Genomic DNA, 21,582 nt, shown 5'->3' with positions numbered 1-21,582 from the left:
AAGGCATCTATTCCAAGCCTCCAAGAGACAGCTGAAACTGGATATCGCAGGCATCTGCCGCGTTGGAGCCAACCTCCGGAACCGTATGGATACTACTGCAAAAATTGCAAGGATTGATCAAAATCTGTCACTTCGTCTGCATCAGGCCCTGACAGCAGGCAAAGACGAGCTGTTCCAGCTGCTGCAGGGCCAACCGGTAGAAGTGCTGCACGCGGTCCTGCGCAACCCGGCACTTGATGAGCATCATCTGTTGGTCCTACTGAAACAGCGCGGCCTGCCGGAGGAGATTTTCAGTGCGCTTTATGCCAACAAGCGCCTGTTAGAAAGCAATCCGATCAAGTTCGCCCTGGTAAGCCATCCGGAAACACCCGCGCACATAGCCGCAACCCTGCTGACTCAGCTCAACATATTCGATCTGGCGAAGATCTGCCTGATCGCCGGGATCAGCCCCGATCATCGCATGGCCGCCGAGCGCAGCATCATCCAGCGCCTCCCCAGTCAACCACTGGGAAACAAGATGACCCTGGCCCGGCGAGGAACATCGGCCGTGGTCGAGTCACTCCTGCGGGAAGGGCTGCCGCCGCTGGTGGAGGCCTGTCTCGACAATCCGCACCTGAAGGAAGGTTCAGTGCACCAGTTCATCACCGCATCCACATCCACGGCAGAGACCATCTCGATGGTGGCCCGCAGCGGCCGCTGGAAAGGGCGCCCCAACATCCGCCTGGCGATCCTCAAAAATCCGCGCACCCCCGCGGTCTGGTTTACGGTGTTCCTGCCGGGCCTGCCCCAGAGCACCATCAAGGAACTGCTCTCGGTTCCGCGCCTGACGTCTGCCCAGAAAGAGCTGCTGCGCCAGGCCCTGGGTGGTGGTCGGCTCAAAACATGAAAAAACTCATACCATTTGCACTCTGGTTTATCTGCTGCCATGCCGTTTGCTGCCATGCCGCCTTCTACGCCGTTGCCCGTAGCACGACCCCGGTCCTGAACACACCCGCCTTCAGTGCAGTCTTCGGCGGGGCTGATGGGAAGAAACTCAAAACCGACCGTTGCGGACAGGTGCGTGCGCTGGAGTTTATTGCCCTGCCCGGAACGTTTTTTTTCATCCGGGCGGAGGGGAGGGACGGCAACAGTACGATCTACCGTGTTGATACGGATGAGTATCCCACGCCGGCTGATAGGGCACTGTATGTGGACAGCCGTTTTGTGGAGCTTCGGGAGGTGGAGCCACCGCCGCGATCCCGAACCCTGCCGGCGCAAACGGCCATCATTGCCGCACTGAAGGCCGCAATCGGCGTTCCCTACGTGTGGGGTGGAAATATGCAGGGCGGCGTTGGTGAATTGACAGAGCTGTTTTACGGTGGCAATGTACCGGAGGCTGCAAGAGGAACCCTGACCCTGGCGGGACTGGACTGCTCGGGGTTGCTCTATCAGGCCACCGGTGGCTGGACGCCCCGCAATACCTCGCAGTTGATCTCATATGGAAATGCGGTAGCAGTGGCCGGAAAGTCGCTGGAAGAGATAGTCGGGAGTCTGGAACCGTTGGACCTGATCGTCTGGAACGGGCATGTGGTCATTGTGCTGGACCGGGATACGACCATCGAGAGCCGCTTGGTGTGCGGTAAGAAGGGTAACGGTGGTGTGGTGACAACTTCGTTGCAAAAGCGCTTGGCCCAGATCCTGCGGACCCGGCGACCGGTGGATCAGTGGCCGGCCGCCGGGAAGCATGGAGATGTCTTTGTGGTGCGGAGATGGTTTGCTCACTGAAGGCAAAAGAGCAATTGGCAGAACTATTAATTGAGTCGCGTCTACAAGACTCACCATGTGAAAAATGTAGACACGATCCTTTATCAAACCTTTTTGCCTGATGAAGCACCCCTAGGAGCAAGACAATGAAACCAAATTATCAGTAAACATATTCGGAACAAAGAGGGCACCATGCACGAAGTACAACCTGGCCAATCGATCGAGTTATTGAAAGAACTGCACATCCTGACCCGCGACGGCAAGATGAACCAGGACAGCCGCCGCAAGATCAAGCAGGTCAATCATCTCTTTCAGTTTATCGAGCCGCTGCTGAAGGAGATACTGCAGGATCATCCCGAGATCACCCTGGTAGATCATGGGGCCGGCAAATCCTACCTGGGCTTTATCCTGTACGACCTGTTCTTCAAGGAGCAAGCCCCGGCAGCACGGATCTTCGGTATCGAGACTAGAGACGAACTGGTGATGAAATCCCGATCGTTGGCGGACAGGCTTGGCTTCCGGGGGATGCGTTTCCTCAATCTCTCGGTGGCCGAGTCGATCGAGACTGACGCCTTGCCGGAAGCGATCGACATTGTCACGGCACTGCACGCCTGCAACACGGCCACCGATGATGCCATCCGCTTTGCCCTGAAAAAACAGGCCCGCTTCATTGTGCTGGTGCCTTGCTGCCAGGCGGAAGTTGCTGCAGTACTCAATAAAAACAAGGGGAAGGCTTTGGGGCAGAGCGGTCTGACAGAGATCTGGCGCCATCCCCTGCATACCAGGGAATTCGGCAGTATGGTTACCAATGTATTGCGCTGTCTCCAACTGGAGGCACACGGCTACCAGGTCAGCGTGACCGAACTGGTAGGCTGGGAACACTCCCTGAAGAACGAACTGATCATCGCCCGCTACAAGGACCTGCCGCGCCATCGGCCGACTGAGAGGTTGAATGAGGTACTGCAGTCATTGGGATTGGAAGAGATGCAAGGGCGGTTTTTTACGGAGGGATGCCAGGAGCGCCAGGTTGACCCGAAATTTTGTTGCAATTTATAGCCCTTTGGCAGTCGTCTGCTTTAAACAAAAAAGGTACCTGCAAACACGTTGCAGGTACCTTTTCATGTATGTATCAGCTCTGACATTCAAACAACCGGATCAGGCACGTCCGGACGCTTTTGAAGAAACTCAGGCAACCGCCTCTTTAACCTCTTTTACCTTTTTTACTCTTTTTGCGGCGGCACGAACTTTCGGCACCGGCAAATTGCCGTCAGGCGACACAAATAATGCCGAATCGGCCGGCTGAAGGGTCGTGTAATGGGAAGAGGCAATCTTTCGTATGATGCCATCGCTGAACTGGATCGTTGCCCTCAGGGCAGTCACCTCGACCACCTTTCCGACTCCCCATTCAATTGCACCAGAATGGCTCACTACAATACCTCTTTTGATAATCATGTGCTCTCCTTATCCGACAGGGTTAACAACACTTACTTCTTACTGCCAGGAACTGACTGAACACGCATTTCACCTGTTTCACGTAACATGACCGTGCGAAAAAAACAGTACAGACAGTTCCAGAGGGTGTGACCGGGAGGTGTACGGAGATGACCGAGAAAAGATGGGGACTCAAAACGGCTAAGAGACATGATTTCAGGTGAAAGGTCAATAAGTTAACTATACGCCGTTATCAGATTAATAGATAGGATTAATCCGTCAGTGCGGAACTGGACCATATCTCGTGCACGATTACCAGTCACCCTGTATAGAACATGATCATATTCCCGGGAAACCCGTTTTCGCGCCGCAGGCAATAAAACGTCTGAATCCCCTTGAATAGCGGGTTTACTGATTTCATCATCGCTTGGCATGGATAGTGTAACCTCTGTATCAGGGTGACCTGAGCAATGGTCGCCACAACAACCATCAAACTCTGTCGACCCGGCACCCACGCCCCGCTCTCAGCCATGAGATGCGGGGCGTTTTTTTATCTAACCGGTTGTTTATCTGACATGAATGGAGCACGCGGCTCAAAAGGCCGGGGATCATTGCGACAGCGTAGCCGCCCTGAGGCGCCTCAATTTGCCACCCCGATACAGACCGGCGTCCACAGCGACAGACGAGGGAGACTCATATGAGACAGATTGCGATTTATGGAAAAGGCGGCATCGGCAAGTCAACGACAACCCAGAATCTGGTGGCCGGACTTGCGGCAATGGGCAAGAAGATCATGATCGTCGGCTGCGATCCCAAGGCCGACTCCACCCGCCTGATCCTGCATGCCAAGGCACAGAACACGGTCATGGACCTGGTGCGCGAACTGGGAACGGTCGAGGACCTGGAAATCGAAAACGTCATGAAGGTCGGCTACGGCGGTGTCAAGTGCGTCGAGTCCGGCGGTCCGGAACCGGGTGTCGGCTGCGCCGGCCGCGGTGTCATCACCGCCATCAATTTCCTGGAGGAGAACGGCGCCTATACCCCTGATCTGGACTTTGTCTTCTACGATGTTCTGGGCGATGTCGTCTGCGGCGGGTTTGCCATGCCGATCCGCGAAGGCAAGGCCGAGGAGATCTATATCGTCTGTTCCGGCGAGATGATGGCCATGTATGCCGCCAATAACATTTCCAAGGGCATCCTCAAGTACGCCACCTCCGGCAAGGTCCGTCTGGCGGGCCTGATCTGCAACGCCCGCAAGACCGACAAGGAGTTTGAACTGGTCTCGGCCCTGGCCGAAAAGCTCGGTACCCAGATGATCCATTTCGTACCCCGTGACAACCAGGTACAGCGAGCCGAGATGCGCCGCATGACCGTCATCGAATACTCGCCGGAACATCCCCAGGCCCAGGAGTACCGCACCCTGGCGCAGAAGATCAACGACAACAAGCTGCTGGTCATTCCTACACCACTGGAGATGGAAGAACTGGAAGACCTGTTGATGAAATTCGGCATCATGGAGGCCGAAGACGAAGCCAACGTTGGCGTGGCAGAGGCCGCCTGACACACCTCTCCGGCCTGTGTGACGGTTCCGGACAGGCGCTGCAAAAGCCTGGGAATTTGATTATAGAGCCGCGCTGCCCGGACCGGGCAGCGCGGCTCTATTTTTGTAACAACATAACCGGGAATGAGCCCCTTGTGCCTGGATATCAGACCAATAAGGGAAAGATTTACAGGACCTTCTACCCGGCAAAGGCATGCAGATAAAACTCCCGGGCCGCCCGGAGAATTTTCGTTCTCATCCGGGGGGCGGCAATCGCCCTGGCCGTCATCAACGACCCGGCCATTCCGGGAATCAGGATAAAGAAATTCCTGCGTTGCTCGTCCGGGCTGTTCCCGGGCATATACGGCAGCAGAGAGTCAACATAACACTGCATGGAGCGATTGATCTTACCCTGCAGCTCCGGCTGCAGACGGCCGATCTCCGGCCCCAGAGCGGCAAGCACACAGCCGTTGCCGGTGTTATTCAGATGCCCGGAACTCAGGTACCACTTGATGATTGCCTGCAGTTTCAGACCATCAGGTGCGGATGCCGCCACCGCTGCCGCCCGCCTGGCCGTTTCTTCGAATCCCCGGGTGAGCGCCTCGACGTACAATTCATCCTTGCTTGAAAAGTGTTTATAGAACCCGCCGATGGTGAGACCAAGATTGCTCATCAGTCCGGCGATGCCCTGACCAAAATTCCCCTTTTCACGGAAGACTGTTGCTGCCATGCCGATGATTCTTTCGCGGGTTTCCGCTTTATGTGTATCCGGGTATCTCATGATTTAAGATTACATGCATAATCCATATCAGGCAATACAAATAAGGGCTTGCAGCCGAACGATCGCAATGATGTTGATTTTCATTTGCAATTATTTTCGAAGACACGTACTATCAAGTTGTAGCAAGCAACAAATAGAAAAGGAGACCAGCCATGAAATCGTTGACAAGAATAGTACCGGTTATTGCGGCTGCCCTGATGATAAGTTCCCTGCCGGTCCTTGGAGCGGAGGGAACCATGGGACAGAAAACCGATTCAGCAACAGGAGCTAACAAGGATGAGTGCCTGATTGTAGCCAGGAATTGCAGTGTTGACTCCATCAATGCCAGGGTTGAGAGGATCGAGCGGGAAATTTCAAAAGGGGCGTCTGTCTACACGGGTGAAGAATTGAATAAGCTTGAACGCGAGCTCATGGATGCCACGAGAGAGCAGAAGATTTTCAATAACCAGTTCCCGCCTGTTGTCATCTGAAATCGCTGCAGAAACATCGCTATAGGTCAAAAGCACTGCTGCATCGGTGGAATCCTTTGCAGCAGTGCTGACATGGAGTGGAGGTGTATGATGAATAAAACCAATATCGGATGCTGGTTTGAAATCTACGTGCAGGATCTTGATCGTGCCAAGGCATTTTACGAATCCGTCTTCCAGGTCACCCTGGAGCGCCTGAATAATCCGGAGGTCGAGTTGTGGGCCTTTCCGATGGAGATGGGCACATGGGGGGCTGGTGGTGCGTTGGTCAAGATGGAGGGTATGTCTTCAGGCGGCAACAGCACCATAGTTTACTTCAGTTGTGAAGACTGCGCCGTCGAACAGGCGCGCATCATTGCAGCCGGCGGAAAGATCCATCGCGAAAAATGGTCTATCGGAGAATATGGATTCATTGCATTGGCGGTCGACAGCGAAGGCAATATGATCGGTCTGCATTCGTTGAAATAGGTTACAGGGTCAAACCTTGACGATCCAAAGCACTGCTCCGCTCCGGCACCGCTCGTGTCGTCCATGCATCGCCGGAGACAGGTGCTGACTGTCTCCGGCGATATTATTTTCCTGCCTGCCCGCCTTGCCATTTACCCCTGCAGTATGCGATAAACCCCATGTTATCCTGAAGGCCTGTGCTACACTAGCACAGTAAAAGATATTGATGTTCCCCGACCGGCAGCAGCATGGAGGAAAACTGATGCGTAAAATGCTTGTGATTGGCGCTGTCGTTATTATGGCAGCCCTTGTCGTGGTAATGGTCTTGCGACGCACACCAAAGGAAACCGGAGATGTCAAGGTATCCGGCACCATCGAAGCCACGCTGACGGCGCTCTCGTTCAAACAGCCCGGCCGGGTGCGCGAACGCCTGGTGGACGAAGGACAGAAGGTTGCCGCCGGCCAGACCGTGGCCCGCCTGGAGGATGATCAGGTTCGCCAGGAGCTGGCCGGACGGGAAGCTGAGCTGGCAGGGGCCCAGGCGGCCCTGGCCGAACTGCAGGCCGGATCGCGGGTCGAGGAGATCGCCCAGGCCGAGGCCGCCGTAGGGCGCCTCAAGGCTGAATCACGCCGGGCCGGGGATGAGTACCTGCGCTCCGAGCAGCTCTTCAAGCGGGAAGTGATTGCCAGGCGGGATCTTGACCAGGCCGTGGCCGCACGGGATGCCTCGGCCGCAGCGCAGCGGGAAGCCTCCGAGCGTCTGCGCCAGGTCAGGGCCGGTGCCCGCAGCGAGACCCGCCAGCAGGCTGTCGCCCGGCTGAAGGGCGCCGAAGCCCTGGTCAGCCTCGCCCGGACCCGACTGGCGGAGAGCACGCTGGTTGCCCCCTCGGCCGGCATCGTGCTCTCCAAAAACATCGAGGCGGGCGAACAGGTGGCCCCGGGGACCCCGGTGATAACGATTGGCAACCTGGAAGAGGTCTGGATCCGGGGATATGTGCCCGAGGACCAGCTGCCGCGCATCAGGCTGGGGCAGAGAGCACGGGTGACGGTGGATGGCCTGAAGGGCAAGGTCTTCGAGGGACGTCTGGACTTCATCGCCCAGGAGGCCGAGTTCACCCCCAAGAACGTTCAGACCGAAAAGGAGCGGGTTCGCCTGGTCTACCGGGTCAAGGTGACGGTGCCCAACCCGGACATGGTCCTGAAACCGGGTATGCCGGCCGATGCGGTGATTGAAACAGGTAAGTTACATCGTTAGCCACAGAGGACACAGAGAGCACAGAGTAAAACAAATAATCAGCTACTCGATGACAACTATTCCCTGAATTATTGAATTTATCAGCGAACTTTTGTGTGTTTCCTCTGTGAGCTCTGTGCTCTTTGTGGCAAAGGTTTAAGGCGATCCTATGGCAGTTGTAGTACACAACCTCACCCGCCGTTTCGGCGAACTAACCGCCGTGGAATCCCTCTCCCTCCACATCCCGGAAGGTGAGTTGTTCGGGCTGATCGGCTCGGACGGGGCCGGCAAGACCACCACACTGCGCATGCTGGCCGGCATCCTCGACCCGAGTGGCGGGGAGCTTTCTGTCCTCGGTTATCATTACCCGTCGCAGGTCGAAAAGGTTCACGACCATATCGGCTACATGAGCCAGCGCTTCGGCCTGTATCCCGACCTGACCGTGGCTGAGAACATCTCGTTCTATGCCGATATCTTCGGCGTTACCGGTGGAGAGCGGCGCGAACGGACGGAGCGGTTGCTGGGCTTCAGCGGCCTGGCTAATTTTACCAAGCGTCAGGCCGGCCGGCTCTCGGGCGGCATGAAACAGAAGCTGGGGCTCTGTTGCGCCCTGATCCACAAGCCACGGCTGCTGCTGCTGGACGAGCCGACCAACGGTGTCGATCCGGTCTCGCGGCGCGACTTCTGGCGCATCCTGCGGGAGCTGCATGGTGAGGGGGTAACGATCGTGGTGGCCACCGCCTATCTGGACGAGGCCGGGCGCTGCGACCGGGTCGGGCTGATCCATGGCGGCCGGCTGATCGCCTGCGATACCCCGGCCGTGCTGACCGGAAATGGTGCCGTATCGCTGGAGGATCTGGTGATCGCCTCTATTTCATGCCCATCTGATCCGCTTCCTCCCCTTGAAGGGGGAGGTATAGAAAGCTCACAGTTAGCTCACTTGCCCCTAGAAGGTAGCGGAGAGCCACCAGCCGTAATACTCGACCACCTCACCAAGCGTTTCGACGCCTTCACCGCTGTGGATGCCATCTCCCTGACTGTTCCCAAGGGACAGATCTTCGGCTTCCTGGGCCCCAACGGCGCCGGCAAATCCACCACCATCCGCATGCTGTGCGGCATCCTGGCACCTACCTCGGGCAGCGGCACCGTGGCCGGTTATAACATCGCCAGCCAGCCGGAGCGCATCAAGGAAAACATCGGCTACATGAGCCAGCGCTTCTCGCTCTACGAGGATCTGACCGTAGAGGAGAACATCGCCTTTTACGGTGGTGTCTACCGCATCCCCACCCAACGCCTGAAAGAGCGCACCGAGTGGGTGATCCGCATGGCCGGGCTGACGGAACGCCGCTCCTCCCTGGCGGGCGAGCTCTCCGGCGGCTGGCGCCAGCGCCTGGCACTGGGGTGCGCCATCCTGCACGAACCGGCCATTGTCTTCCTGGATGAGCCGACCTCCGGGGTCGATCCCCTGTCGCGCCGCTCCTTCTGGGAGCTGATCCGCTCGATGGCAATAGTCGGTGTGACAGTCTTCGTCACAACCCACTACATGGACGAGGCCGAGTACTGCGACCGGCTGGCGCTGATCTACCGCGGAGAACTGGTGGCGGTGGGGACGCCGCTGGAGTTGAAGCAGGAACGGGCGCTCGATGGTGTGCTGCCGAGCCTGGAGGATGTGTTTATCGGTTTGATCGAGGAACGTGATTCACCATGAATATCCGCCGACTGAAAGCCGTTGCCAGAAAGGAATTCCTGCACGTCCTGCGTGACCCCCGCTCCCTGATGATGGGGATCGGCATGCCGATCATGCTGCTGTTCCTGTTCGGCTATGCCCTGACCCTGGATGTGGACCGGGTGCCGCTGGCGGTGTGGGACCAGGCGCAGAGTGTCGAGAGCCGCGAATTTATCAGCCGCTTCTCCGGTTCGCGCTACTTCGACCTGCGGGTACATGCCAACAGCTACCGGGAGATCGAACTGGCCATCGACCGCCGTGAAGCACTGATCGCCCTGGTGATCCCGCCCGCATTCGACCGCCTGCTCTCCCAGGGGGAGGTCGCCCCGGTCCAGACGATCCTGGACGGCAGCGACCCCAACACCGCCACCATCGCCCTGGGATATGCCGAGGCCACGGCCCAAGGCTACTCGCGCCAGGTGGCTATCAAACAGCTGCTCCGTGCCGGCCCATTGCCCCGCATCCCGTCCCTGGAGCTGAAACCGCGGGTCTGGTTCAACACTGACATGGTTTCGCGCAACTTCATCTTTCCCGGCCTGATCGCGGTGGTGATGATGATCATGGCCGCCATCCTGACCTCGCTCTCCATGGCCCGCGAGTGGGAGACCGGCACCATGGAACAGCTTGTGGCCACCCCGCTCACGAGTGGTGAACTGATTGTAGGCAAGCTGGCCCCCTATTTTGTTATCGGAGTGCTGGACCTGTGCCTCTGCATCGGAGTGGGGGAATTCGTTTTCGATGTACCGCTCAGGGGCAGCCTCTGGCTGCTGGCGCCCCTGGCGCTGGTCTTTCTCTTCAGCGCCCTCTCCTTCGGCATGCTGCTGAGCATCATCACCAAGAGTCAGCTCCTGGCCAGCCAGCTGGCTATCGTCACCACCGTGCTGCCGGCCTTCCTGCTGTCCGGCTTCATCTTCCCGATCGAAAACATGCCGTTGCCGATCCAGACCGTAACACGCATCGTCACGGCCCGTTATTTCGTGACCATCCTGCGGGGCATCTATCTCAAGGACGTGGGGCTGGCGGTGCTCTGGCCCCAGGCGCTGTTTCTGGTGCTGTTCGCGGTGATCGTCATGACGGTGGCGGTGCGGAAGTTCAGGAAAAAAATTCTGTAGCTACATTTGAGGTTTTAGCTATGTTCGATCGCTTGAAAGCCATGCTGATCAAGGAGTTCATCCAGGTTTTCCGCGACCCGCGCATGCGGATCGTGCTGTTTGTCATTCCGATCATCCAGACCGTGATCTTCAGCTATGCCGTCAACATGGATGTGAAAAACATCCCGACCGCGGTCCTCGACCGGGACAACAGCACGGAGAGCCGGGAGCTTGTGGCGATCATGGCCTCGTCGGGCTACTTCAGGGTCGCGGAGCGCATCAGCGAGGATGCGGACACCCGCCGGCTGCTGGACCGGGGGACGGTGCGTGTTGTGCTGAACATACAGCACGGCTTCAGCGCGCAGCTGCGCAGGGGTGACGCCGCCCAGCTGCAGGTGCTGCTGGACGGCAGTGACTCCAACACCGCCGGGATCATCCTGGGCTATCTGGCCCGGCTGGCGCTCGACTACAATACCAGGCTGCAGAACGCATACGCCGCCCGACACATGGGATCACCACCCCGCGTCGGCCAGGTACAGCTGGTCAGCCGGGCCTGGTTCAACGACAATCTGGCCAGCCCCCCCTTCTACGTCCCGGCGGTGATCACCAACATCCTGTTCATCATCACCATGCTGCTCTCCTCCCTGGCCATTGTTAGAGAAAAAGAGATCGGCACCATCGAGCAGGTCATCGTCACCCCCATCCGCAAGCGGGAATTCATCCTGGGCAAGACGCTGCCCTTCGTACTAATCGGCTATATCGACGTGGCCCTGATCAGCATCGTGGGCACCCTGGTGTTTGATGTACCGGTGCGCGGCAGCCTGTGGCTGCTGTTTCTGGCCACGACCCTCTTCCTGATGAGCTCCCTGGGGATCGGGCTTTTGATCTCCACCGTCAGCCAGACCCAGCAGCAGGCCATGATGACCGCCTTCTTCATCATCTTTCCGGCCATGCTGCTGTCAGGGTTTGCCTTCCCGATCGAGAACATGCCCGAACCGGTGCAGTGGCTGACCCTGCTCAACCCGCTGCGCTACTACATGGTGGTGATCCGGGGGATCTTTTTGAAGGGGGTGGGGTTGGCGGCCCTCTGGGAACAGCTGGTCGCCCTGACGGTGATCGGGGTGGTTGTGCTGTCGATTGCCATCGGGAGATTCAGCAAGACCCTGGCCTGAGTAAAATCTGAAAGTTACAATCCAAATCAGCAGTGTCCGATTTGGTCTTTGTATTAAACTTCCCCTCCCTTGACGGGAGGGGATCGAGGGGTGGGTGAAGCTGCCGTCAGCATCAAATATGGCAAATTCCCCCACCCCCTAACCCCCTCCCGCAAGGGGAGGGGGGACTTTTTTATTGAACTGCCGATTTAGTTTATTCCTTTACCTCTGCCTGCGCATGCAGGTACTCCTTCAGTGAACCATACAGCGCATCGAAGACCTTCCTGTCTGCCAGACTCTTGACCAACCCGAACGACCCCTCCTGTACCATAACAACGAATAGCGCTATCTGGCGGGGGTCAGCACTCTTCTTCAAAAAACCGGCATCCTGGGCCTTTTTCAGGTAGCGCTCCGTCTCGTCAATCCAGACCGTCATCACCGCCTTGATCTTCCCCCGGAAGACCGGATCAACCGCCGACATCTCCTGTGCCAGGTTGTTCAGTGGGCAGCCCCGCACCAGATCTGCGTCCGCCATGGCATCAGTCAATGTCCTGAAGCGCTTCAGGATCCCCTGGAGCGGGTTTTTGTAGGCTGCCAGGGGCCGGATCCAGCGATCCAGAATCATTTCCCGCAGAATCTCATCCACAATGGCGTAGCCCAGATCATTTTTGCTGGCAAAATAGTGAAAAAACGCTCCCTTGGTCACATTCGTCTTCCTGACGATCTGATCAATGCTGATGCCCTGGAACCCGTGATGATAGATCTCACGGAAGGCAATCTCCAGGATGTGGGCGCGGGTCTTTTCCGGGTCGCGTGTCCGTTTTGACTGTTCTGTTTTCATGAGATCATAATATATCAATCAGTATGTAAAACAAACATATTTTTATCTTTATGCCTAATATTGTTCTATTATTTGTCGTTGACAGCATACTAAATGGTATGTAAAAATAAACCATATCAAAAAAAAGTCTGACCAAAATCAAAGGAGGGAACATGGAAGCCGATCACAAAACACCCACGACCGTCGACGAATACATCGCCGCATTCCCGCCGGAGGTCAGATCTATTCTGGAAAGCATACGGTCAACAATCAGGAAGGCTCCTGACGCGGTGGAGAAGATCAGCTATCAAATGCCGACCTTCACTCTCAAAGGCCTTTTGGTCTGTTTCGGCGCCTTCAGGAAGCATATCGGCTTCTACCCTCCGATCAGGGACGAGAAACTCATGACAGAGACATCGATCTATGCCGGGGAAAAGGGCAACTTGCGATTTCCACTCGACAAGCCCATTCCGTATCCCTTGATCAGCAGGATTGTGAAGGCACGGGTGAGATAGAACCTGGAAAGGGAAGACGCTAAGAAAAAGAAAAAACAACAGCAGAGTTCGAAAGAGGAAATCCAGATGAAAACTCAAGATTTAGTCATTACTCGCATGTTTGACGCCCCCCGCGACCTGGTGTGGCAGGCCTGGACCGAACCGGAGCACGCGATGCGCTGGTGGGGTCCAAAGGGATTCACAGCACCGTCCTGCAGCATCGATCTTCGGGTAGGTGGCCGATATCTGAACTGCATGCGCTCACCGGAAGGGCAGGATTTCTGGAGCACCGGCGTGTACAAGGAGCTCGTCGCGCCGGAGCGCCTGGTCTGCAGCGACAGCTTTGCCGATGCCGAGGGCAATGTGGTTCCAGCCTCCTACTACGGCATGGGAGATGATTTCCCGCTGGAGTTGCAGGTGACGGTTACACTTGAGGACGTTGACGGCAAAACCATGATGACGCTCCGGCACGCAGGCTTTCCGCCGGACATGATAAAGGAGTGCGCGGAAGGGTGGAATCAATCCTTCGACAAACTTGCTGAAAGCCTTCAGTAAAGAAACGAGGTGCAGTATGTACAAGAAAATTGCCATAGCAGTAGTTGTTCTGATCGCAGCCATTCTTGTTTTTGTCACGACCCGGCCCGACGTATTCAGCGTAGAGCGCTCGGTCGTCATCAAAGCCGCCCCGGAAAAAATATTCCCGCTGATCAACGACTTCCACCAGTGGGAGGCCTGGACGCCGTACAACAAAGACCGCGAGATGAAGAAGACCTACAGCGGCGCTCCCAGCGGTGTTGGCGCCAGTTCCGCATGGGTGGGGAACCGGGAAGTCGGCCAGGGTAGCATTACGATCAGCGAGTCTGTCCCGCCATCAAAAATCGTCATGGACCTGCAGATGGTCAAGCCCTTCAACTGCCGCAATCGCGTGGAATTTACCCTGACGCCCACAGTCGATGCCACCACTGTCAGGTGGGCCATGAGCGGCAACAGTAACTATGTCAGCAAGCTGATGGGGCTGTTCATCAATATGGACAGGATGGTCGGCAAGGATTTTGAGACAGGTCTGGCGGGTTTGAAGAGATTCGCGGAGAAATAAGCGGATTGCCATAACAGGTCAGGGGAGGTGTTTATGAAGATCCAGCATGCACCCATTGCAGAGACAGGCATGCTTATTCGCAAACCGGTCTCAAAGGTATTCGAGGCCTTTGTGAACCCCGAGATCACGTCCCGGTTCTGGTTCACCAAAGGAAGCGGCAGGCTGCAGGAGGGCGCACAGATCCGCTGGGAGTGGGAAATGTACCATCATTCCGAGCAGGTCAGCGTGAAAGAGATTGAAGAGAACCGGCGTATCGTTATCGAGTGGGGTGCGGATGGCACATTCACAACAGTGGAATGGGTTTTCACACCTCGAGCGGATAACAGCACCTTTGTCGCTATCACGAACTCGGGCTTTAGCGGGGATGGCGACGAGCTGGTGCGGCAGGCGCTCGATTCAACGGAAGGATTTGCCCTGCTGCTTGCCGGGGCAAAGGCCTTTCTTGAGCACAATATAGCCCTGAATCTCGTCGCGGACCGTTTTCCGGACGGTCTTTGAGATACATTTGAAAGGAGTGCAACATGAGAAAGATCATCGCTGCACTGACGATGTCAGTGGATGGCTTCATTGAGGGGCCAAACGGAGAGGTGGACTGGATAGAATCGTGGGATAATCCCTATGACGGCCTGTTCACCCAGATTGACACATGTATCCTGGGTCGCGGCATGTATCCAGGCTACGAGAATTACTGGCTTTCGATCCTGGCAAACCCCGGAGGCATCTTGTCCACAGGAAAGGTCGCGACGAAAGACGAAATCGCGTATGCCCGTTTTGCCGACAAAACGCCTCACATTGTTCTGTCCCGAACGCTGGATAACGTTAACTGGAAGACCACGCGAATTGCGCGAGACATTGAAGAAATTCGAAACCTGAAACGGCAGGATGGCAAGGACATCTTTGCTGTCGGCGGCGCAACACTGGTCTCCAGCCTGATGAATGCAGGCTTGATCGATGAGCTCCGACTGGTCGTCAATCCGGTTGTTCTGGGTGGAGGAAAGGCGCTGTTCAAGGATGTTAACAAGCGGCACGCGTTGACGCTGCTCGGCTCCAAGTCGTTGAAATCCGGCATGGTCGGCCTGACGTACAGCGTGCCGAACTGATAGTTAGAGGTGAAGTCATGACACAGTATCTGGTTGCTATTCACCACCCTGACGGCTACGACCCGTCCGTCGCTGAGGACGAAGCGATGTCCCGCGATATCGACGTGCTCAACGATGAAATGAAGGCTGCTGGTGTCAGGGTTTTCGTAGGCGGCCTGCACCCGGCAAGCAGCGCGAAGTCCCTGCGGAGGCAGCCTGATGGTCAGGTGCTCATCACCGACGGACCATATCTGGAGACCACTGAGCACGTCGGCGGTTTTTGGGTGCTGGAAGCCGCTGACCTGGACGAGGCGCTGATGTGGGGGCGCAAGGCCGCCATCGCCTGTCGGGCACCGGTAGAGGTGCGCCCGTTTCACTGATGGAGGACTCAAGGTGACTAACCCGTAACCCAAAATTAAACTACCGACACAGGCGCTGGAGCGAGCGCGAGTGCCTGTCACTCTGCTTGCGGTGCAGGTGTTGGTTCCAGCTAGATCAGGAGGTGTAACATGAATAAACAGGCAAAGAATACGATTTGCCTTTGGTACGATGGCGACGCCGAGGACGCGGCGCGATTTTATGCCAAGACCTTTCCCGATTCATCCGTTGGCGCGGTGTACCTCGCGCCGGGAGACTTTCCGTCCGGGAAAAAAGGGGATGTGCTGACGGTCGAGTTTACCGTGATGGGAATTCCCTGCCTCGGGCTCAATGGCGGACCCGAGGTCAAGCACAACTGGGCATTCTCATTTCAGGTCGCAACCGTTGACCAGGCCGAAACCGATCGTTACTGGAATGCAATCGTCGGCAACGGTGGCAAAGAGAGTGAGTGCGGCTGGTGCCAGGACAAATGGGGCTTGTCCTGGCAGATTACGCCGATTGCTCTAATCCAGGCGATAACCGATCCCGACCCCGCCGCCGCCAAGCGTGCTTTCGATGCGATGATGGAGATGAAAAAGATCGACATCGCTGCAATAGAGGCGGCACGCCGCGGTTGAGGTTGTACGCTTCGAAGCGGCATCTCGGAAGCGCAGACAGGACGAAGTTCTCAAACCCACGACGACAATGGAGGAATGAGATGCATCCAGAGACCCTGAAGTACAACGAGCAGCAGGAACCAGATCACAAGAAAGTATGTGACGTATTGGCCCGTGAAATCGACAGAAACCTGCCTGAAGCTGAAAATAAGATATGGCACGCACATCCGGTCTGGTTTTTGGACGGCAATCCAACTGTCGGATACAGCAAACAGAAACCAGGTATACGACTGATGTTCTGGAGCGGGGCAGATTTCGAAGAAGGAGGGCTTAACATCCTAGGAAAGAAGTTCAAGGATGCATCGGTTTTCTATAATGACGCCTCAGAAATAACTACATCGGATTTGCTGAGATGGCTTAAGAAAGCACAAGAGATCCAATGGGATTATAAGAATATAGTCCGGCGTAAGGGGCGGCTGGAGAGGCTAACATAGTGCCTAAGGTACTGACACCAATTGTATCGCATTACTGCATATGGATGTTGAGGATCGTGCAGACGATCATACTGTGTGCCCTTTTTACGGGGTGCGCGACAGCCCGTTCAGCAACTATCGGGGCAACGGTTCCTGTCGACCGGTCCGAATACCTGCCGGTGGATGGTGCGAAGCTCTACCTGCTGACACGCGGCGCTGACACGCGGGCACCCCTGCTGCTCTGGCTGCACGGCGGACCGGGCGGGGCGGAGCGGCCGCTGCTCCGCTTGTTCAACAGTGATCTGGAGCACCATTTTGTAGTGGCCTATTGGGATCAGCGCGGTGCGGGACGTTCATTCGATCCGCGGGCCGACCCGCAGCGCCTGACAATCGCACAGCACCTCGCCGACCTGAACCTGGTCGTCGATCATCTGAGACAGGAATTCGGCCAGGCCAAGATTGTCCTGATTGGTCATTCCTGGGGCTCGGCGCTCGGACTGCTGTACGCACAAGCCCATCCCGACAAGGTAGCGGCCTTCATCGGGGTGGCACAGGTGGTGTCCACGCAAGGGGCACAGCAGGCCCAATACGGGTTTGTCCAGGCAGAGGCTATTCGCCTGAAGGACGACGACGTGCTGGCGCGTCTGGGAACAATCGGACCTCCTCCACACAGGTCAGCATCCCAGGTGCTGGCGATGGAGTCCCTGGCAGACCGCTATGGCGGCGTCTTTCACCGTAGGCCCAACCAAATATGGACCATGGTCAAAGGCATCCTTGCCGGCCTGGTTACGCCATGGGAGATACCAAGCTACATTCGCGCCAACAACCTGTCGCTTGAGGCAATGAATGAAGAGCTCCTCGGGCTTGACCTTGCGCAGCGTGTGCCGGGTGTCGACGTTCCGGTCTATTTTTTGCTCGGCCGTTTTGACCGGCATGTGGATGCGACACTGGCAGCCAGCTATTTCGAGACCTTGCACGCACCGCTCAAACGGCTGATCTGGTTTGAGAACTCGGCACACAACATACCGTTCGAGGAGCCTGCGTTGTTCAATGCAACGGTTGTCGGCATCCTGCAATCTTCCATCAAGAACAAGTTCCGATTTCTACCCCCGTTGCAGCACTGTGTGGTGGGGACAATCTCCGCGTTGTAGCCTTTCTCTGCACCCCTGGCAGTTCGATAAACAGCAGCGCCACCCCCCCCTTCTTCATTAAAAAGCCGGTTTTTCAGCCCCTTGCAAAATCAATCGCGAGCATTATTAGAGCGCCCCCACGATATAAACATTGTTCTAAAATTGGCATCCAAGTTGCTTTGCACTTACCCGCTTGAGCATCTGGCTGTAAAAACGCCAATGATACAGAATTGTTACATGCATGCTGTAGTTATACTGTGGTTTTTTTATACCGCAGGTGATTAACGGAATGACTTTTGTGGCCGATACAGCGGCTTGAATCAAAGGGGGGAATATGGCGGGTAAAATCAGGGAGCAGATTGATTTTGTTCTCAAACAGCGGGCTGCCGGCAACCCGATGCTGGAAAAGATCATCAAAACCAAAATGATTCTCAAGGGCATCAACCCGGGAAAATATACACAGGACTCCGACGATGATCCGGCGGTGCTGCAGATGCTTGAAGGGATGGCCATGGAGCTCGGCTATCTCTGCCGCGAAGCCTCGATTCCTGAAACCGCGCAGCTCTCCGGCAGCACAACTGCATCAACGGGCTGCAAACCGGCAGCCAGGATCCACAGCATGGACATTGTTACCGCCTATTCGACAAAGGTCACGGTGGATGAGATCGTGCAGGATCTTGGCGAGCAATTGGTGCTGTTCGATACGAAACTGCTGCTGTTCTTTGCCTCTTCACGTTTTGCAGCTGATGAAATCAGCCGGAAAATGCAGGAGCTGTGCCCGTCGGCTGTGGTGATCGGCTGTTCGACCGCCGGTGAAATCGTCACCGGCCGGATGCTGGATGACTCTGTTGTTGTCATGGGATTCAACGAGGCGTCTCTTCCGGATTGCAAGGTTGAGATCATCGAGGATCTTGCGGACCAGGCGGGGGTGAAGAGGGCCTTCGATGCCTTTGCCGACCACTTCGGGGTTCCGGTGGCCGAAATGGCCTCCCGTGAATACGTGGGACTGCTTCTGGTCGATGGCTTGAGCGGCGCCGAGGAGCGGCTGATCGAAACCATCGGTGACATGACCAATGTCGTTTTTATCGGCGGGTCAGCCGGCGATGATTTGAAATTCAGCTCCACCCACCTGTACGCCAACGGGAAAACCTATGCCAATGGGGCCATCCTGGCGCTGCTCAAGCCCGGCTGCGATTTCACCTTTATCAAGACCCAGAGTTTCCGTGATCTGGACATACGCCTTGAGGTAACTAAAGCCGACGAGGCCAGCCGGGTCGTCATGGAATTCAACGGCCAACCCGCGGCAGTGGCCTATGCCGAGGCGGTCCGCTCCACGGTCGCGGATGCCTCCAATCACTTCATGCACAACCCGGTCGGGCTGTTGATCGACGATGAGCCCTTTGTGCGCAGTCCCCAGCAGATCAAGAATAACGGCTCCATGGCCTTTTATTGCGGGGTGCGGGAGGGGATGGAGCTGTCCCTGCTCGAATCGGCCGACATCATTGAAGATACCCGCGCGGCCATCAACCAGGCCAGGGGCGAGACCGGAAAGATGTACGGGATCATCAATTTCAATTGCATCCTGCGGACACTGGAACTGAAGCAGAAGAATCTGACCAGGGAGTATGGCGACCTGTTCTTTTCAGCTCCGACGGTCGGCTTCAGCACCTATGGAGAGCAATACATCGGCCATATCAATCAGACCGCTACCATGCTGGTCTTCAAGTAGTACCACGTCACGCAACGACAAACACAAACGAAGGAGGATGCCATGCCGAACAGAGCAGAACTCTTACAGATCAGCGACCCGACCCATTTTTTGAAGGGCAGCCTTTCCCTGACGAACATTACCGATCTGGTCCAGTTTCTGGCCTCAAGCTACAAAAGCGGCATGATCCATCTGACCAAGCAACCCGAGGCGGTCGAAGGCAAGATCTTTTTCCTGGGTGGAACGATCACCAACGTTGCCACGGATACGCTGGCAGGCCTGGATGCCCTTTCAGAGATTCTAAACTGGAACCAGGGTGAATTTCATTTCAATCCGGATGTTACGTCAATAGAAAAGAACGTCGGCCTTTCGGTACAGCACGCCATTATCGAGGCCGCCGTACTGTTCGACCACCGCAGCACGGATACCAAAAATACGAGCGCAGCTACGAATGCCAATTCAGCTGAAAGGAGCATTGAAATGGAGACTGATCAACGTGATTCAACGGCGGTACTGCACGATTTATTGCTGATACCGGGGATAGACGCTGTTGTTGTGGTCGGAAGGGACGGCTTCGTCATTGAAACCGCCGGCAACAGCAACCGGGTAAACATAGATGAACTGGGGGCGTCCCTGGCCCATGCCACCAATGCCGTCGAGGAGATGGGCAGCGAGTTGAAGGTCAGCCTGTTTCAGGACCTGTTTATCGAATACGGCAAGGCGGTCATCATGTGCCGTCCGGTTGGCGATGCCATCGCGGCGATCATTGCACCGGATGCATCGAAACTCGGTATCATCAGACACAAAACCAAAAAATATTTCGAAGAGCTTGGCCTGTTATTTTAACCTTAAAAAGGCAGTTAACCACAGATACATTGGATGGACACGGATAAAACCTAAAGATTCTAACAAAAGTCCTTTACCTTTTTGGTTTTCAATATGTTGCATTTAATTATCTGATTTATCTGTGTTTATCCCATTCATCCCAGTTTCAAATGTTTTTTATAGGTTTAATAAACACACGTATCCTGTTTATCAGGGCTTAGGGGGTTGCCGTAAATGTCATTAACATTGGACTTCAGTTTAGACCCGGAATCCTTCCGCCACTATCTGAACGGTCATGCCGTGGTGATGCATTCCCATCACTATCTGGCGCTGATTACAAAATTGGCGGAAGACATGGGAGACCTGGGAGGACCACGGCTGCTCAGGGATGTTGTGGAAGAAAGCATGTGGACGGTTCTCAACGACTACGTCACCCAGAACGGCCTGACCACTCCCCTGCAGCGGTGCACGGCCGGCCGGGAGTATTATTCGGTCTACGGCCTGGGGAAAATGAAGGTAGGCGGTACCGTAAGCGGCGGTGAGGTCTGCCTGGTCCGCTCGCATATCGATGAGGGCTGGATTGATAAATGGGGCCGCCACAGCAAACCGGTCAATCACGTTACCTGCGGCTACATTGCCGCCCTGTTCGCGGTTGCGTTCAACAAGCCGGCCGGAAGCTATACAGTGGTTGAAACGCAAAGCATGGCCGTCAATGGCACCGAAGGAACCTTTATCGTTTCGTTATCATGAATTGGGAGGAACACTGCAATGACCGTTATGCGCGACACTGTCGTAAAGTCGCTGGCCAAAATCACCATCCAGGGGGATGAAAACGGCTTGATACCGGAGTACGACGTTCTGGTGAATCTGCTGCCCGCCTCCCTGTTGAACACCTTTTCCGAACGGATCATGGCGGCAGCGCCGGCTGACAGGAAGGCCAAGGTTGCCGACGGACTCGTCAGGGCCGCTTATGAATGCGGCTACCATACCGGCTGCGGCATCATTACCTCGGATGCCTTCAACGATGTCGTCCTCCCCATGGTCACCGAGGGGGAAAAGGATATTCTGCGCGGTGCCTTTGCGGCCTTCACCGCCTGGGGCTGGGCCAAATCGGGCATCGTGCAGCTCAAGGAACGTGAAAAGATGGTTATCCGCGCCAATGATTACTATGAGGCCGACAGCGGCGGAGAAGGGCTGCGCGCCTATATGCTGCGGGGGCTGTGCCAGGCCTTCTTTGACCTGACCTATGCCGACCCGTATCCCGACGGGATGGATACCTATATCTGCCAGCAGCTCAAGGGGATCGAGGCTGGCGACCCGCACGGTGAATTTGTCGTGACCAGGAAACCGGTAGCGCTTTGATGAACAGACT

At 56.1% G+C, this 21,582-nt stretch carries 26 protein-coding genes; 23 read left to right on the top strand and 3 right to left on the bottom strand.

The features are described 5' to 3' along the window. Positions 1-85 precede the first annotated feature (85 nt). The 3 genes from ACOCF6_RS10700 (at position 86) to ACOCF6_RS10690 (ending at position 2,799) form a co-directional block, all read left to right on the top strand. The gene (locus ACOCF6_RS10700) at positions 86-886 is read left to right on the top strand and encodes a hypothetical protein (RefSeq protein WP_482460373.1); all 801 of its coding nucleotides are present in this window, start codon (positions 86-88) and stop codon (positions 884-886) included. Next, on the top strand, positions 883-1,764 hold the full coding sequence (locus tag ACOCF6_RS10695; protein ID WP_482460372.1) for an NlpC/P60 family protein: 882 nt from the start codon (positions 883-885) through the stop codon (positions 1,762-1,764). Before ACOCF6_RS10700 ends, ACOCF6_RS10695 begins: the two co-directional genes overlap by 4 nt. A gap of 171 nt (positions 1,765-1,935) precedes the next feature. Beyond that, the gene (locus tag ACOCF6_RS10690; RefSeq protein ID WP_482460371.1) at positions 1,936-2,799 is read left to right on the top strand and encodes a class I SAM-dependent methyltransferase; all 864 of its coding nucleotides are present in this window, start codon (positions 1,936-1,938) and stop codon (positions 2,797-2,799) included. 129 nt (positions 2,800-2,928) lie between these two features. Here the strand turns inward: ACOCF6_RS10690 and ACOCF6_RS10685 are convergent, their stop codons facing one another. Beyond that, on the bottom strand, positions 2,929-3,195 hold the full coding sequence (locus tag ACOCF6_RS10685; RefSeq protein WP_482460370.1) for a DUF3553 domain-containing protein: 267 nt from the start codon (positions 3,193-3,195) through the stop codon (positions 2,929-2,931). A gap of 676 nt (positions 3,196-3,871) precedes the next feature. Here ACOCF6_RS10685 and nifH point away from each other — a divergent pair. Continuing rightward, the gene (nifH, locus tag ACOCF6_RS10680) at positions 3,872-4,735 is read left to right on the top strand and encodes a nitrogenase iron protein (RefSeq protein WP_482460369.1); all 864 of its coding nucleotides are present in this window, start codon (positions 3,872-3,874) and stop codon (positions 4,733-4,735) included. Positions 4,736-4,913: 178 nt separating this feature from the next. Here nifH and ACOCF6_RS10675 read toward each other — a convergent pair whose 3' ends face one another. Next, complete coding sequence (locus tag ACOCF6_RS10675; protein ID WP_482460368.1) at positions 4,914-5,495, bottom strand: TetR/AcrR family transcriptional regulator; 582 nt, start codon at positions 5,493-5,495, stop codon at positions 4,914-4,916. A 152-nt stretch (positions 5,496-5,647) separates the two neighbouring features. Here ACOCF6_RS10675 and ACOCF6_RS10670 point away from each other — a divergent pair, with 152 nt between their 5' ends. The 6 genes from ACOCF6_RS10670 to ACOCF6_RS10645 all read left to right on the top strand — a co-directional run bounded on the left by ACOCF6_RS10670 (position 5,648) and on the right by ACOCF6_RS10645 (position 11,632). Beyond that, on the top strand, positions 5,648-5,965 hold the full coding sequence (locus tag ACOCF6_RS10670; protein ID WP_482460367.1) for a hypothetical protein: 318 nt from the start codon (positions 5,648-5,650) through the stop codon (positions 5,963-5,965). A gap of 87 nt (positions 5,966-6,052) precedes the next feature. Continuing rightward, a complete protein-coding gene (locus ACOCF6_RS10665) occupies positions 6,053-6,430 on the top strand; it encodes a VOC family protein (RefSeq protein ID WP_482460366.1) in 378 nt (125 codons plus the stop codon). A 241-nt stretch (positions 6,431-6,671) separates the two neighbouring features. Next, positions 6,672-7,664, top strand: coding sequence for an HlyD family secretion protein (locus tag ACOCF6_RS10660; RefSeq protein WP_482460365.1), 993 nt, complete (start codon positions 6,672-6,674; stop codon positions 7,662-7,664). Between the two features lie 148 nt (positions 7,665-7,812). Then, positions 7,813-9,351, top strand: a complete 1,539-nt coding sequence (locus ACOCF6_RS10655) for an ATP-binding cassette domain-containing protein (protein ID WP_482460364.1) — start codon at positions 7,813-7,815, stop codon at positions 9,349-9,351. After that, complete coding sequence (locus ACOCF6_RS10650; protein ID WP_482460363.1) at positions 9,348-10,481, top strand: ABC transporter permease; 1,134 nt, start codon at positions 9,348-9,350, stop codon at positions 10,479-10,481. The genes ACOCF6_RS10655 and ACOCF6_RS10650 overlap by 4 nt, the downstream gene beginning before the upstream one ends. Positions 10,482-10,501: 20 nt before the next feature. Next, the gene (locus tag ACOCF6_RS10645) at positions 10,502-11,632 is read left to right on the top strand and encodes an ABC transporter permease (protein ID WP_482460362.1); all 1,131 of its coding nucleotides are present in this window, start codon (positions 10,502-10,504) and stop codon (positions 11,630-11,632) included. 193 nt (positions 11,633-11,825) lie between these two features. Here the strand turns inward: ACOCF6_RS10645 and ACOCF6_RS10640 are convergent, their stop codons facing one another. After that, positions 11,826-12,452: a TetR/AcrR family transcriptional regulator gene (locus ACOCF6_RS10640; RefSeq protein ID WP_482460361.1), complete on the bottom strand. Its 627-nt coding sequence runs from the start codon at positions 12,450-12,452 to the stop codon at positions 11,826-11,828. A 152-nt stretch (positions 12,453-12,604) separates the two neighbouring features. Between ACOCF6_RS10640 and ACOCF6_RS10635 the strand changes: the two genes are divergently transcribed. The 13 genes from ACOCF6_RS10635 to ACOCF6_RS10575 all read left to right on the top strand — a co-directional run bounded on the left by ACOCF6_RS10635 (position 12,605) and on the right by ACOCF6_RS10575 (position 21,572). Then, positions 12,605-12,946, top strand: a complete 342-nt coding sequence (locus ACOCF6_RS10635) for an iron chaperone (protein WP_482460360.1) — start codon at positions 12,605-12,607, stop codon at positions 12,944-12,946. 66 nt (positions 12,947-13,012) lie between these two features. After that, positions 13,013-13,480 carry an SRPBCC family protein gene (locus tag ACOCF6_RS10630; RefSeq protein WP_482460359.1) on the top strand — a complete coding sequence of 156 codons (468 nt, stop codon included), beginning with the start codon at positions 13,013-13,015 and terminating at the stop codon, positions 13,478-13,480. Positions 13,481-13,496: 16 nt separating this feature from the next. Beyond that, positions 13,497-14,021, top strand: a complete 525-nt coding sequence (locus ACOCF6_RS10625) for an SRPBCC family protein (protein WP_482460358.1) — start codon at positions 13,497-13,499, stop codon at positions 14,019-14,021. 33 nt (positions 14,022-14,054) lie between these two features. Continuing rightward, positions 14,055-14,519: an SRPBCC family protein gene (locus ACOCF6_RS10620; protein WP_482460357.1), complete on the top strand. Its 465-nt coding sequence runs from the start codon at positions 14,055-14,057 to the stop codon at positions 14,517-14,519. 23 nt (positions 14,520-14,542) lie between these two features. Then, positions 14,543-15,121: a dihydrofolate reductase family protein gene (locus ACOCF6_RS10615; RefSeq protein WP_482460356.1), complete on the top strand. Its 579-nt coding sequence runs from the start codon at positions 14,543-14,545 to the stop codon at positions 15,119-15,121. Between the two features lie 17 nt (positions 15,122-15,138). Next, a complete protein-coding gene (locus tag ACOCF6_RS10610; protein WP_482460355.1) occupies positions 15,139-15,480 on the top strand; it encodes a YciI family protein in 342 nt (113 codons plus the stop codon). Positions 15,481-15,609: 129 nt separating this feature from the next. Then, a complete protein-coding gene (locus ACOCF6_RS10605) occupies positions 15,610-16,095 on the top strand; it encodes a VOC family protein (RefSeq protein ID WP_482460354.1) in 486 nt (161 codons plus the stop codon). Positions 16,096-16,175: 80 nt separating this feature from the next. Further along, the gene (locus ACOCF6_RS10600) at positions 16,176-16,568 is read left to right on the top strand and encodes a DUF1801 domain-containing protein (RefSeq protein ID WP_482460353.1); all 393 of its coding nucleotides are present in this window, start codon (positions 16,176-16,178) and stop codon (positions 16,566-16,568) included. A gap of 56 nt (positions 16,569-16,624) precedes the next feature. Next, positions 16,625-17,698, top strand: coding sequence for an alpha/beta fold hydrolase (locus tag ACOCF6_RS10595; protein WP_482460352.1), 1,074 nt, complete (start codon positions 16,625-16,627; stop codon positions 17,696-17,698). A gap of 313 nt (positions 17,699-18,011) precedes the next feature. Continuing rightward, positions 18,012-19,406, top strand: a complete 1,395-nt coding sequence (locus ACOCF6_RS10590; protein WP_482460351.1) for an FIST signal transduction protein — start codon at positions 18,012-18,014, stop codon at positions 19,404-19,406. Positions 19,407-19,448: 42 nt separating this feature from the next. Then, positions 19,449-20,231 carry a DUF4388 domain-containing protein gene (locus tag ACOCF6_RS10585; protein WP_482460350.1) on the top strand — a complete coding sequence of 261 codons (783 nt, stop codon included), beginning with the start codon at positions 19,449-19,451 and terminating at the stop codon, positions 20,229-20,231. A 213-nt stretch (positions 20,232-20,444) separates the two neighbouring features. Further along, positions 20,445-20,960 carry a hypothetical protein gene (locus ACOCF6_RS10580; RefSeq protein ID WP_482460349.1) on the top strand — a complete coding sequence of 172 codons (516 nt, stop codon included), beginning with the start codon at positions 20,445-20,447 and terminating at the stop codon, positions 20,958-20,960. Positions 20,961-20,978: 18 nt separating this feature from the next. Continuing rightward, on the top strand, positions 20,979-21,572 hold the full coding sequence (locus tag ACOCF6_RS10575) for a hypothetical protein (protein ID WP_482460348.1): 594 nt from the start codon (positions 20,979-20,981) through the stop codon (positions 21,570-21,572). The last annotated feature ends 10 nt before the right edge of the window (positions 21,573-21,582 follow it).

Source organism: Geobacter psychrophilus, from assembly GCF_056821595.1.
The sequence above is the reverse complement of the archived record's forward strand: the minus strand, read 5'-3'. Positions and strand labels throughout refer to the sequence as shown.